Below are 13856 nucleotides of genomic sequence, written 5' to 3'. Positions count from 1 at the left end.
TTCTGATGGTTTCTTTTGGTTCACCCTGCCAGTTGTGGTGTTTTTTTCTTTTTGCATGACAGGTGGACTCCGTCGTTACGCACTGAAACACAGTTTGATAGATGTGCCGAACAGTCGAAGCTCACACTCGATTCCAACGCCACGGGGTGGGGGCGTCGCCATCGTCGTGGCGTTTCTGCTGACACTGCCCGTGTTGGGCCAACTGGGTTTGGTACAGCTTCACTATCTGGTCGCGTTGGGTGGGGCAGGTGCGTTGGTCGCTATCGTGGGTTTCATGGATGACCATGGACATATTGCGGCGCGGTGGCGATTGCTTGGGCATTTCAGTGCAGCTGTCTGGGCCTTGGCATGGCTTGAAGGCTTGGCGCCCCTGAACCTATTTGGGGTCAGTGTTGATCTATCCTGGATAGGACATGCCCTGGCTGCGCTTTATCTTGTCTGGATTCTCAATCTGTATAACTTCATGGACGGTATTGACGGTATCGCCAGTATAGAGGCTGTGCTGGCCTGCCTGGGGGCGAGCGCACTCTACGCACTGTCGGGTTTCACCGACCTGATCTGGCCTCCGCTGGTCTTGGCCGCTGCCGTTCTGGGCTTTCTGTTCTGGAATTTTCCACCCGCGAAAATCTTCATGGGAGACGCGGGCAGTGGCTTTCTGGGCATCGCACTCGGGATCATGTCCCTGCAAGCCGCCTGGGTTTCCCCGGCCTTGTTCTGGGCGTGGCTGATCCTGCTGGGAGTGTTCATCGTCGACGCGACTGTCACCCTGATCCGGCGGTTTTTGCGAGGTGATAAAGTCTACGAGGCCCATCGTAGCCATGCCTATCAGTTTGCCTCGCGCTATTATGGGCGCCATCGTCCTGTCACGTTGGCAGTGGCGACGATCAACGTGCTGTGGTTGTTCCCCCTGGCGTGGTGTGTCGTGGTCCTGAAGCTGGATGGGTTGACGGGTGTTTTGCTGGCCTATGCGCCCCTGGTGTTATTGGCTTTCAAGTTCAAGGCCGGCCAGTTGGAGGTCGGCTGAATATTCCGGGCAAAGATGTCAAATGGGTCATGGACGGCTGTTGGGAAGCTGGACATAAAGACAATGGGTACGAGCAAAGGTGCTGGAAACATTCATGGATAGACTTCGCGTTGCATTGCTGGGCCTGCCACGTCGGCAGAAGCGCCTGCTTCAGGTCATGACCGATGTGTTGCTGGTCTGGACCGCTCTGTGGTTGTCGTTCGCAGTGCGCCTCGGCTTCGACGAGATGATCAATCCGTTTAGCAGTCATCCGTGGCTCCTTGTCAGTGCTTCTTTAATTGCTATTCCACTGTTTGTTCGTTTTGGTATGTACCGTGCCGTCATGCGTTACCTGGGTAATGATGCCTTGATCGCGATCGTCAAGGCCGTCAGCCTGAGCGCGTTGGTATTGGCGCTCGTTGTGTACTGGGGTGCCTCTTATATGGCGCCTGTGCCGCGTTCGGTTATTTTCAATTACTGGTGGCTCAGCCTGGTGATGGTCGGCGGACTTAGATTGCTCATGCGCCAGTATTTCATGGGCGATTGGTTCGCTCCCTCCGGTCAAGTGCCCTTCGTCAACCGTGGTGCCGGTCTTACCAAAGTGGCGATCTACGGAGCCGGAGCCGCCGGTAATCAGCTTGTAGCGGCCTTGCGTATTGGTCGGGACATGCAGCCGGTAGCTTTCATCGATGACGACACCGGTATTGCGAATCGAATGATCTCTGGATTGCAGGTGTTCAAGCCCAAGCATATCCAGAAGATGATTGAACTCACTGGCGCTCAAGAAGTGCTGTTGGCCGTTCCTTCGGCGAGTCGTGCGCGAAGGCGTGAAATCCTTGGGTATCTGGAAGGCTATCCACTGCACGTACGTAGTGTGCCGGGTTTCATGGATCTGGCCAGTGGCCGTGTGAAAGTTGACGACATCCAAGAGGTCGATATTGCCGACTTGTTGGGACGCGATGCGGTGCCTGCACAACCCGAGCTTCTGGCCCGTTGTATCAGCGGAAAGGTCGTTCTGGTCACTGGAGCGGGTGGGTCGATCGGTTCTGAACTCTGCCGTCAGATTCTCGCCTTGCAACCGTCTACTTTGCTGTTGTTTGATCATAGTGAGTTCAACCTCTACAGTATCTTGAGTGAACTGGAAGAGGCCATTGCCCGACAATCGATTCCGGTGAACTTATTGCCAATCCTGGGCTCGGTGCGTAGTGCGGCTAAATTGTTTGACGTCATGACTTCCTGGAACGTCGAGACGGTGTATCACGCAGCAGCCTATAAGCATGTGCCCTTGGTGGAGCACAATATTGCCGAAGGTATGCTTAACAACGTCGTTGGTACGTTGAATACCGCGCAAGCGGCGTTGAAGGCCCGGGTCGAGAACTTCGTGCTCATTTCCACGGATAAGGCCGTGCGCCCTACCAATCTCATGGGCAGTACCAAGCGCCTGGCAGAAATGGTCTTGCAGGCATTGAGTCAAGAGCTCGCGCCGGTGCTCTTTGCGGACAGCGGTAATGTGGCCCGGGTCAATAAGACCCGTTTCGTCATAGTGCGCTTCGGTAATGTGCTTGGGTCGTCCGGCTCGGTTATTCCGCGTTTCCGCCAGCAGATCAAATCCGGCGGTCCCATCACCGTCACCCATCCCAATATCACCCGTTATTTCATGACGATTCCAGAAGCGGCCCAGTTGGTGATCCAGGCGGGTTCCATGGGGCGAGGCGGTGATGTGTTTGTGCTGGACATGGGGGAACCGGTGAAAATCGCCGAGCTGGCCGAGAGAATGGTCCACCTGTCTGGCTTGAATGTGTGCTCCGAGAAGAACTTGTATGGTGATATTGCGATTGAATTCACCGGTTTGCGGCCCGGCGAGAAGCTTTATGAAGAGTTGCTGATCGGTGACAACGTGGTCGCGACCCAGCACCCGATGATCATGAGCGCCAATGAAGACCATTTGCCATGGGAACAACTCAAGCTGAAACTGGATGAGCTGATGGTCGCCGTTTCCGAGGATGAGTATTCACGGGTCCGAATGCTGCTACGCGAAACCGTAAGCGGTTACGCGCCCGAAGGCGAGATCGTCGATTGGATATTCCAGCAACGACGCTTGATTCCGAAACACAAGGATCGTTAAGGGAGCATGTTGGCGGTTGCCAGGAGGATCGGTATGCGGTTCAACAGCGAACAACTGCAACCCGCAAAATAGTTCGTTTGGGTTGAGGATCTAACTTTAGGATTGGGCTTTGGATATCGTGTTGTCAGGGATAAAAAACTTCTTTAATTTTCTGTTGGCCTGAGGACGTCATTATGGGCATGCTCCATTACATGACGGGCCTTGCTGACGCGCGATGGCGTTTTGCTACAGGCGATCAAAAGTCCCGAAAAGAGGCGGCGGCGTTGAGGGTTCGTCCGGGCACTTTGATTCATCAAGCAGTACACGGATTTCGACTGATTGCGCAATGCCACTGCGTCCCCGGGCAATGCTGCTGATGCATGAAAGTTTCTTCACGATCCGCGACTATGGTAGGTTGCCCGCCTCAGCCATCAACATACGGGCACCCTCTGCCATGGCTTCAGCTCACGCTAGGATGACCAGAGAAGGTCTAATCTTTGAAACTGATACAGGTAATCTTTTTTGAAGAGTGTTTATCAGTGATGCGTGACGTCGACCGGTTCAATAAAAACGGAATTGCGCCAGAGGCAGGTCAAGATGGGTAAGGGATTTATGGATAAGTTAAGAATCGCCCTGCTGGGATTGCCGCGACGCCACAAGCGGGCGTTACAAGTGGCAACAGACATTCTTCTTGTCTGGATCGCGCTCTGGCTGGCGTTCGTCGTTCGTCTGGGCGTTGAAGCAATGGCCAGCCCGATTGCAACGCATTTATGGCTTTTCGGCTCCGCCCCGCTGGTTGCCATCCCGATCTTCATCCGTTTTGGCATGTATCGCGCTGTCATGCGTTATTTCGGTAATGATGCGTTGATCACGATTTGCAAGGCGGTCAGCCTTTCGGCCTTGTTGCTGGCCCTTGTGGTGTATTGGTACAGCAATCATAAAACCGTGGTGCCACGCTCCATTATTTTCAATTATTGGTGGTTGAGTCTGATCATGATCGGCGGTTTACGCCTGATGATGCGGCAGTATTTCTTGGGCGACTGGTTCGCCGCAGTTCAACATGTTCCATTCACCAATCGTGACGATGGCCTGCCCAAGGTTGCTATCTACGGGGCCGGAGCCGCTGGTAATCAATTAGTGGCCGCGCTACGCATGGGGCGGGTGATGCGACCGGTTGCATTTATCGATGATGACAGCAATATCACAGACCGCGTGATCGCTGGGTTGCAGGTCTACGCGCCCAGAAATATTCAAAAGATGATCGATACAACCGGCGCAGAAGAAGTTCTGCTGGCGGTGCCTTCCTCATCACGTGGCCGTCGTCGGGAGATATTGGCGCTGCTTGAAGGTTTCCCACTGCATGTGCGCAGCGTCCCGGGCTTTATGGACCTGGCCAGCGGTCGGGTCAAGGTCGATGACATTCAGGAAGTGGACATCGCGGACCTTCTCGGGCGCGATTCGGTACCTGCCCAAGCTGACCTGCTTGAGCACTGCATCGCTGGGCAGTCGGTCATGGTCACAGGGGCAGGTGGTTCGATTGGTTCCGAGCTTTGTCGGCAGATCCTCGCACTGAAGCCGACTACGTTGCTGCTGTATGAGCATAGCGAATTCAATCTATATAGCATTCTGTCTGAACTCGAACCGCGAGTCATTCGAGAGTCGTTGTCGGTTCGGCTGTTGCCTATCCTTGGATCGGTACGAGACCAGACCAAATTGCTGGACGTGATGAAGACCTGGAGTGTCGATACGGTCTATCACGCCGCCGCTTATAAACACGTCCCGATGGTCGAGCACAACATCGCCGAAGGCATCCTGAACAACGTGATTGGCACATTGAACACAGCACAGGCTGCGTTACAGGCGGGGGTATCGAATTTCGTCCTGATCTCCACCGATAAAGCTGTGCGCCCGACCAATGTAATGGGCAGCACCAAGCGGCTCGCGGAGCTGACATTGCAAGCCCTCAGTCGTGAGCTAGCCCCAGTGTTGTTCGGCGACAAGGGCAACGTCTCGCGGGTCAACAAGACGCGTTTCACCATGGTCAGGTTCGGCAATGTATTGGGCTCGTCCGGTTCGGTTATTCCCTTGTTCCATAAGCAAATCAAAGCCGGCGGGCCGTTGACGGTTACCCATCCAAAGATCACCCGCTATTTCATGACCATTCCCGAGGCCGCACAGTTGGTGATCCAGGCGGGCTCCATGGGGTTGGGCGGAGATGTGTTTGTACTGGACATGGGAGAACCAGTGAAGATTGTCGAGCTGGCAGAAAAAATGATTCATCTGTCCGGCCTGAGCGTTCGATCGGAAAAGAACCCCCATGGCGACATTGCAATCCAGTTCACAGGCCTGCGCCCGGGCGAGAAGCTTTACGAAGAGTTGTTGATTGGTGACAACGTCGTCGCGACCCAGCACCCGATGATCATGAGTGCCAACGAAGACTACCTGCCTTGGGACGTCCTTAAGAGCAAGCTGGCTGAGTTGCTGGCCGCGATTGGGCACGATGACTATACCAAGATCCGCCAGCTTCTACGGGATACTGTCAGTGGTTATGCCCCGGATGGAGAGATTGTCGACTGGATCCATCAGCAGCGGCGTCTTGAGCCCTGATTGTCACACAACCAGTAACGTATACATTTTTGACAGCGATGCATCATCGCCTAAGTTTGAGAGGCAGCTTGGAAAAGCTGTTTCTTTCTTAACGATGTCATGGAGCTTCACTGATGCGTACACGCTATTTTTGTTCCTTGGTTTTTGCCCTTCTGACAGGCGGCTCGATAGCTGCTGTCGCTGCACCCACCGCCAAATTGGAAACCGTAGCCTCGCAGCAGGCCATTGAGGTGGGAGCATCTCAACGCGCAAAGATCGATCTTAATGGTGCCGATGCCACGACTTTGCAACGAGAGCTGCTGGGGGTAGGAGAGGCCAAGGCCAAAGCGATTGTCGCTTATCGGGAGAGTAATGGGGCGTTTTCCTCGGTTGAGGAGCTGTTGGAGGTCAAGGGAATTGGCAAGGCTATCGTGGATAAGAATCGTGACAAACTGGAAGTGAAGTAAGGGTTAAGTAAACGAAAAAGGCCGGTCTCGATGTCCGGCCTTTTTTGCATTCCGCACCATAGTTCTAGCGCTACACAAAACATTCGAACTCATCGCGCACGCGTTTCTTTTCAGGAAACGGCGCGCTGTAGCGAGTCGACGATATGGGTGAGTTGGTCCTCACTCAGTCCCATCCAGAGTGGCAGGCGGATCAAGCGCTCCGACAAGGTAACTGTATTTGTCATCGCGCCATGGGTACGACCGTAACGTAGCCCTGCTGGCGAGGAATGCAGCGGTACGTAGTGGAACACCGAATAAATATGGTCGAGCTTGAGTTTATCTAGCGTGCGCTGGCGGTCGGTGCCGGGAGCGAGCAAAACATAATACATGTGCGCATTGTGTGTGCAATTCGCCGGGATGATCGGACGGCGCACCGCGCCAGTCAGCTCGAGCCCCTCGAGCGCCTGATGATAGCGGTTCCAGCTATTAAGGCGATTTTGTGTAATCGATTGTGCCTCTTCCAGCTGTGCCCAAAGAAACGCGGCGGTCAATTCCCCTGGTAGATAGGATGATCCGACTTCCTGCCAAGTGTACTTGTCGACTTCCCCTCTGAAGAATCGGCTTCGGTCCGTACCTTTCTCGCGAATAATTTCGGCGCGCAATGACATGGTGGGGTCGTTGATTAATAGCGCGCCGCCTTCACCGGAGATGACGTTCTTGGTTTCATGGAAGCTATACGCACCTAAATCACCAATACTGCCTAACGCTCTTCCTTTATACGAGGCCATGACCCCTTGAGCAGCATCCTCCACCACATAGAGGCCGTGCCGACGGGCGATCTCCATTATCGTGTCCATTTCGCACGCAATGCCAGCGTAGTGAACCGGAACGATTGCCTTGGTGCGAGATGTAATCGCGGCTTCAATTAACCTTTCGTCCAAGTTTAAGGTATCTTCTCTGATATCCACAAATACGGGTATCCCGCCGCGCAACACAAATGCATTAGCGGTGGAGACGAATGTGTAAGACGGCATGATGACTTCGTCCCCAGGTTGAATATCCAGCAGTAGCGCTGACATTTCCAAGGCCGCAGTGCATGAGTGTGTTAATAATGCTTTATCACTGTGGCTATACTGCTCCAGCCACTGATGGCAACGCCGAGTGAAGGGGCCGTCACCAGAGAGTTTATTGAGGAACTTTGCTTCGGCGATATAGTAAAGCTCTTTACCCGTCATGTAAGGGCGATTAAAGGGGATTTTAAAGTCGCTCACTGTATCTCTCCGGATTATTGTTTTCAGGTAACAACAGGACGAGCCCGCCAAAGGGGAACGTGATACCTGCCTTCAAAGAACCAAGCTCTATCTTCATGTGGAATTCCAAGATCCGATTGGGTCGCTCAGAAACATTGAATTCGCTGCTCACTTCTGCATCCTTTTTCCTGGACGTTGCTGGTCAGCCGACTTCGAAGGCAGACTTGGGAAACGGGGTGCGATCTGAGTTCATTGACCAGACTCTCTGTTAATGAGTGCGCTTTAGGCGATTGTTCCTGAGGGTATCCCACAAATAAATAAATCCGCCGAAAGCGGCGGGGATCAGTACCATCAGCGTGTAATTTGCAAGGGAGGCTCCTACGGCTACGTTGGCGGGTACATCCAGCAAACCATAAAAATATACAAAAAATCCTTCTCGTACGCCGAGCCCGCCAATGGTTAATGGAACCATGGTCAGGATAGCGATGACCGGATACAGCGCGAAGTGTTGGATGAACGGGATATCGTAACCATACGCTCGAAATACTAGATAGACCACCGATATTATCGATATTTGGTAGCAAACAATATAAGGCAAAGAGCTCTTAAGTGCTCTTCGATAAGGAAAGATAACCGTGCTGGCGTGAAGTTTTTCTAGATACCCTAGTAAGCGAGACAGCAGGGAGCGTCGGAGGACGAGATGGCTGTAGAACGCATGGATTTTTCTACTGCTGAATAGAAATTGGGCGCCTATCGCTATGCAACTGATAACGAGGACGGTAATGATGAGAGAAGTATAGTCGTCTGAGCTAGGCAGGAAAGGTAGAGCGCAAAGCGTAAAAGTGCATAGCACCAATAGGCCGATCATCCTTTCGATGATGACGGTACTGCCGGCAGTTCCCCGCTTATCCGGATGACGCTGTTCGATGTGAAACATACGAAAAACGTCTCCGCCTTGCGACGATGGAAAGATCAAACCTTGAAACTGAGAGACCAAGCTTATCTTCCATAGACTTGGTAGCGCCTCGTCAATTGAGTTAAATCGTAAAAATACCTGCCAGCGGCTGATGGAAAAAAACGAGCTTAGCGTCAGGGGAATTCCCGCAGCCAGCGCAAGATAATGCCATGCTTCAATATCATCGATTAATGATATTGGCTGGATATCAAGTGTTTTTGCCAGGAAGACACAGATTAAAATGGCAAAAATCAACTTTAAGAGCGTTGCTGGCATGCGGGCTGCTCAATGGTTGAAGAAGACGAACACGTTGCTAGACACAGATGAGGTTGCCTGTGCAATGGGTGAAAGTGCAGGATGATCGTTTGCACGATGCTTCACCTTGAGTGATAAAAATATCGCTTATGATTGTTTCGTGTCTATATAGTTGACCAAGTCGTTTACTGTTTGAAGGCTTTCAATATCGACGTCAGGTATCTGGATCTGGTAATGATCCTGAACAGCAAGCATGATGGCGAAAATATCCATGGAGTCAATTCCTTGGTCGGTCAACTTCAGGTTGTCACGTAATGACGAAGCGTCAGCCACAACATTAGCCTTGCCGATGAGTTCGATGATCGTTTCTTTTGTAGTGGGCACGGTGGGTGCTTCCTTATACTGGTTTCTGGTGTCATTCCGGTCAGGAGTTTTTCTGCCGGGATTGAATGGCGCAACGGGTGACAGGTGAGTTCGCGACGAGCGCGAAGCTCAAGGCCGAGGATTTTGCCACAATCCGCGTAACAGAGGGGGGCGTCCTGAATGTAGTTCACGACCTTATCTCAGGTGGCCGTCAATCGACGTTGAGGGCGCTAAAGTAAATGGTGCCGACCTGTTCCGCACCCAGTTCGATGCGAGTACGGCTCAATCGGGTGCCCAGCGTTTGTTCGATCGTCAGCTTTACTCCGGCCAAGTCATGGCTCAGCGGCCACTTGGGGCTTTCCCAGCGACAGAAAACCCATTGGCTGCCACTGGGTAGGCACAGTTCTTTTAGATGCAACGCCTTGTTCAGCGATACCAGTACCTCTATCGAAGAAAAGTCCTCTGGCATGTTCCTCAAGCCAATCGAATGCTCGGCGGGGGAATAATGGCTGTTGCTGTTGATCAGCGACTCGTCATAGACGCGTCGAGCTTCGGCAAGTCCTTCGGCTTGAATCAATTTGCCTTCATGTTCAACGCCGTCGAGGTGAAAAGTGAAGCTGGCAATATCTTTACCCGCCAGCGCCCGGGGAGTGGACCTGGGCCACCAGTGACAGCTAAGCAAATGGCTGGTCATTGTGCCTATTTTGAAGTCGAGCTTTTCGATCCTTGCGTCCGGCGCATGATCCATGATGGATTGCATCGTGGCAAAGAGCATGTCGGCTCCCTGTATGTAAGTCCGTTCGCCCTTGAAGCCCAGTGAAAGCTCGGTGGAATGCATTACTTCAATTTCCCCAGATGGGCCGTCATGTTCGCCCTATGATTGATCGCGAAGTTTCCGGACACAACGCTATGTGGTGCAATGTCGCTAATGACCACTGAGCCCATTTTTATTTGTACCGCGTCCCCGATCACCAGACCCTGGGCGATAGAGCAGGAGGCACCGATCCATACGCCTGCGCCCAAGCGAGAGCGCCCGGCGACCACGGAGTTGCCAGATACCACGCAATTTTCGCCAATCACCGCGCCGTGACCAATATTGCTCATGATGCCAATCTGGCAATTATTGTGGATGGTGGTCGGTTGCTGGAACAACGAACGCGCGATCACCGCGCCAGCGAGTATTTGGCAGCCCGATCCGATGCGTACACCACCTTGATGCTTGACCATCATCAGTGTGCCGTCGCTGTTGCGCAGAGTGATGAGGCCCTCAGCGCCCACCACTGCATTCGAACCGATGAAAACGTTGTTTCCGATCTCGACAGGGCCTTCAATGACAACATTCGCCGAAACTTCGACGTTGTTGCCCAGTCTGGCCAATGGCGAGATAACGGCGCTGGGATGTAGCCTGCAGTTGTCTCCGATGATGGGGGTAGGCAAAGTTCCGCATCCAGTATCTTGGTTGAAACTATTGTAGAGACGGAAAAAGGAGGTGCGAGGGTCGACGCAGAATACAACTGTTTTTTCTGTCTGCAGTACTTCATCTTTCAGATTTTCGGGGCACAGGATACAGGCCACGTTAACGACGGCCAGCGCTTTATGCAGGTAATGAATGTTCTGACAGTACACTAGTGCGCCCGGCGCCTGTGCTTCAATTTCGTCGAGGTGCGTAAAGGAGCCGCTATTCAGAATATTTTCGGCCGGAAAATAATTCATGACTCGGTAGCTGGAGGTCATTATTAATCCACGCGCTCTTCGATAATGGGGAACTGGCTAAGATGAGTTGCATTTTCTACCAGCCTCCCGAGGTACTCTCCTTGTACGCCCAAAGCCAGGAGTATGTTGCCGGCGAGAAAGGACACGAGGATAGCCAGTGACGCCCAGCCGGGCACGATATGATCAGTCAGGAGGGTACGCAGCAGCACATATACGGCGAAGAGAATGCTCGACGCACTGACCATGAAGCCCCAGATCACCACATAGCGCAATGGCAGGAGCGAATAATTGATGATAAGAAACGACAGCGTTTTGAACATCTTGCCCAAAGTGTAGGTGCTTGGACCGCCGTCGGCGCGCGGTGCGTGACGGATGGTCACATTTGCCATCATGCTGATGGGTACCGAGTTGAACAGCATTGCGGCGATATGGGGATGTGATCCTTGATACCTGGCCAGCTGTTTCGCCACTTGCTGGCTCATCGCCCTGTAGCTCGAAAGGCCGAAATCGGTCGGTTTGCCCAACACTTTGCTGACTAGTTTATGGTTAAGCCAGGAGGCCAGGTTACGCCAGGCACTGTGTTGTTTTTCGGCCATCGGTATCTTGCCGATTACGACATGCTTGCCCGCCTGAAGCTGGTCGATGAAGAGTGACAGGTCTTCAGGGAAACACTGCAGGTCATCGTCGATCGTCACAACATAGCGTTTGCACGCGTAGCTGATACCACACAGGGTGGCATGTTGTTGCCCTTTGTTCCTTGCGAAGCGAATGGCTTTGACCCGCGGATCCTGTTCGTGGAGCGCGAGTGCGGCAAACCACGTCTGATCCGGGCTCGCATCGTCCACAAGAATAATTTCCCAGTCGTCGCAAATCTGCCCAAGGGCTGCTCGTGCGCGTGCGTAAAACTCCGGGAGCGTATTCATGCTCTTGTAAACGGGTACAACCAAGCTAACTGAAACGGTTCTATCGATCACCTTGAGCTTCATCCTGACCATTGGATTGAACGATGACACAGGCTGCCGACGCGTCCTGCATGGATGTTACGGGCTTGTAGATTCGTTGCTTTCCGCTTGGTCGTGCACGCCATGCTGCAACCGATTGGGTGGGGTATCAAGCTTTACGGGTCATCGGTGTCGCTCGACTTCAAGCAGGCTTTGATGGAGCCTCAGTGGATCCTCGGTAAAAAAGGGAAAGATTTTAAGCCATTGAAGAGACGGTGTCACGGCACGGGGAGCCTGATGTTTCTTCAATGGGGGAGGGCCAGGTTGGTGTTCGAAGCGTTACCTCGAATGGATATCACGCCGAACAGTGGGGCTCGACGGATACGTGATAGGTTCGGTGTCGGGATTCGGCTATCATCGGCACCGACGAGTAAGCCTCTATTGACTAAGATGGACAGCCCATCTTGATTCGACCGGATGTTGATTAATGAGAGAAGTGGTAATAAGAAAATTCCAGCTCCTTCACCTGATATTATTTTTTACAGTATTACTGGGTGGTATATTTCTCCCGATTTATTCCGATGAAGTGGTGACAAAGTTCAGAGTTGCGCGGCTTTTTCTTGAGGAAGGCAATGCCGTTACCTTGTATCCACAATGCACGGCCACCGCCGGGCGAGCGGTCGCTTGGATATTTTATCCAGCTGCGATGTTGCTGTCGGCCGTGTATGCCCAACTGGGGCCGCTTGGCCTTAGGGTAAGCGGTATTATTTTAGCGCTGATCTGGTTCGCTTTGCTGGCTTATTGGTGTTTGCGACAAGCGCACGACTTGGGAGCAGGGCTCCAGCGTTTTACTGGATTAGTCGCAGTGGCGTCACTGGGTGTCTTGCCTTTTTTGTGGGTGATGTCGCGTCCGGAGCATCTTTTGGTGCTGGCGATTCTGCTGCTGTGTTTGTCTGCGCTGTTCTTGAAGAAAGGAAAGTCTCCACGTGCCCAAGCGGCAATGGCGGTAGGGTTAGCCTTTTTGCTGTCTCTCTTCTTCTATGCTCATCCCAAAAGTCTGTTTTACATGCCGTTCGCGCTGGCGGCCATCTGGTCGGCGACGGCTACCTACCATAAAGTGGTTCGCTATGGCCTGCTGCTATTCGTCCTTGCCCTATGCGTTCAAGTCTTTCTGTATTTCAGCGCACTGGGGGGCTGCCAGGACGCTCCCTATATTCAACAGATGTTAGCGGCTAACACCCTATTGCCGGGCATGTTGTTCAATGCCCCCTTTGAGTTCATCAGTGCTGCCTATAACAATTTAATAAGCTTTCCTGAGCGGATGTTGCCACATCTGACATTTAATGCCACGTACCAATCCGGTTGGCTGCCTCCGATGGCGGGCAGCTTTGGAGCGTTGCCATACCTTAATTTGGCCATTGAATACGTCCTGTACGCATTTATAGTCGCAACTCACGTTCTAAGTATTTTGGTATTTTTGTTACAAGTATTTCGCCGACGAATCACTGTTTCGGTGGTGTTGGCGCTATTGTTGGCTGGCGCCAATGTGATTAACGCATTCTTTTACAATATCCAAAATTTCTACGCGGGCGTCCAATTCGTGCCTGTCTCCATCATTATCGCGGCTTTATTGATGCATACCCGGCGCGCAGCGAAGCTGAACAACGCATCTGTATTGGCAGCTTATTCACTTCTATTGATCCTGGCGACGGCGTCGCTGATAACATTATCGGCACTCGTTACGCCAGGTCTCGTTGGTAATGCAGCCTTTACCCAGTCAAGCTTACCTGGGCAACCACTGTCGATTCCGGTGCTTGGTGTACAACCTCATTTGGATTCAATTATAAAGTTGGGGGCTTCATGCAATATTCCTACGCAGTCAGCAGAGAATGTTGTCGTCGATCACATGACATACTTTGCCTATCTGCGCGATAAGCAACCGATCCACGTGCTTTATGTGTCCGAAACTGGTTATGGCGGCGACTTGAGCAACGGAAAGTTGTTGCCGTTTCTCAAAGGACTGAACAGTCCGGGGCTAATCACCCGGTGCGAATGGGTACCGTATCCATTCAGGGAAGCGCAGGAAAAAGATGATAAAGGTTATTGCTGTGTCAATTTTGGTAAGCTCTGACTCGTACTGGTCTTGATTACGGTCGCCCGGAAGTCGCTGGTGGGAAAAGAGGCCGGTCGCAATGACCGGCTCCGCGCTTTCCGGCGGGTTTGACTTCGGCGGGGTGACG

Annotated in this window: 11 protein-coding genes; 5 read left to right on the top strand and 6 right to left on the bottom strand. The window is 52.6% G+C overall.

The window, feature by feature from the left end:
- The first annotated feature begins 55 nt into the window (after positions 1 to 55).
- From J3P82_RS17590 to J3P82_RS17575, 4 genes are all read left to right on the top strand, one after another.
- Positions 56 to 1024, top strand: coding sequence for an MraY family glycosyltransferase (locus J3P82_RS17590; RefSeq protein ID WP_434563877.1), 969 nt, complete (start codon positions 56 to 58; stop codon positions 1022 to 1024).
- A 94-nt stretch (positions 1025 to 1118) separates the two neighbouring features.
- Positions 1119 to 3128: a polysaccharide biosynthesis protein gene (locus J3P82_RS17585; RefSeq protein ID WP_434557966.1), complete on the top strand. Its 2010-nt coding sequence runs from the start codon at positions 1119 to 1121 to the stop codon at positions 3126 to 3128.
- A gap of 591 nt (positions 3129 to 3719) precedes the next feature.
- Positions 3720 to 5714, top strand: a complete 1995-nt coding sequence (locus tag J3P82_RS17580; protein WP_434563875.1) for a polysaccharide biosynthesis protein — start codon at positions 3720 to 3722, stop codon at positions 5712 to 5714.
- 113 nt (positions 5715 to 5827) lie between these two features.
- Entirely contained in the window at positions 5828 to 6160 is a 333-nt protein-coding gene (locus J3P82_RS17575; RefSeq protein WP_434557965.1) for a ComEA family DNA-binding protein, read from the top strand.
- 110 nt (positions 6161 to 6270) lie between these two features.
- Here J3P82_RS17575 and rffA read toward each other — a convergent pair whose 3' ends face one another.
- The 6 genes from rffA to J3P82_RS17545 all read right to left on the bottom strand — a co-directional run bounded on the left by rffA (position 6271) and on the right by J3P82_RS17545 (position 11688).
- Positions 6271 to 7410, bottom strand: coding sequence for a dTDP-4-amino-4,6-dideoxygalactose transaminase (gene rffA, locus J3P82_RS17570; RefSeq protein WP_434557964.1), 1140 nt, complete (start codon positions 7408 to 7410; stop codon positions 6271 to 6273).
- A 247-nt stretch (positions 7411 to 7657) separates the two neighbouring features.
- Positions 7658 to 8620, bottom strand: coding sequence for a lysylphosphatidylglycerol synthase transmembrane domain-containing protein (locus J3P82_RS17565; protein WP_434557963.1), 963 nt, complete (start codon positions 8618 to 8620; stop codon positions 7658 to 7660).
- 126 nt (positions 8621 to 8746) lie between these two features.
- Complete coding sequence (locus J3P82_RS17560; protein WP_434557962.1) at positions 8747 to 8983, bottom strand: acyl carrier protein; 237 nt, start codon at positions 8981 to 8983, stop codon at positions 8747 to 8749.
- A 190-nt stretch (positions 8984 to 9173) separates the two neighbouring features.
- Entirely contained in the window at positions 9174 to 9800 is a 627-nt protein-coding gene (locus J3P82_RS17555; protein ID WP_434557961.1) for a hypothetical protein, read from the bottom strand.
- Positions 9800 to 10696, bottom strand: a complete 897-nt coding sequence (locus tag J3P82_RS17550) for a DapH/DapD/GlmU-related protein (RefSeq protein ID WP_434557960.1) — start codon at positions 10694 to 10696, stop codon at positions 9800 to 9802. The genes J3P82_RS17555 and J3P82_RS17550 overlap by 1 nt, the downstream gene beginning before the upstream one ends.
- A 2-nt stretch (positions 10697 to 10698) precedes the next feature.
- The gene (locus tag J3P82_RS17545; protein ID WP_434557959.1) at positions 10699 to 11688 is read right to left on the bottom strand and encodes a glycosyltransferase family 2 protein; all 990 of its coding nucleotides are present in this window, start codon (positions 11686 to 11688) and stop codon (positions 10699 to 10701) included.
- Between the two features lie 415 nt (positions 11689 to 12103).
- On the opposite strand from J3P82_RS17545, the gene J3P82_RS17540 reads away from it, so the two are divergent.
- Complete coding sequence (locus J3P82_RS17540; RefSeq protein ID WP_434557958.1) at positions 12104 to 13747, top strand: hypothetical protein; 1644 nt, start codon at positions 12104 to 12106, stop codon at positions 13745 to 13747.
- The last annotated feature ends 109 nt before the right edge of the window (positions 13748 to 13856 follow it).

Origin of the sequence: Pseudomonas sp. Z4-20, assembly GCF_051131955.1 — a bacterium.
In the GTDB taxonomy this organism is placed as follows: Bacteria; Pseudomonadota; Gammaproteobacteria; order Pseudomonadales; family Pseudomonadaceae; genus Aquipseudomonas; species Aquipseudomonas marvdashtae.
This window is presented reverse-complemented; position numbering and strand designations above follow the sequence as displayed.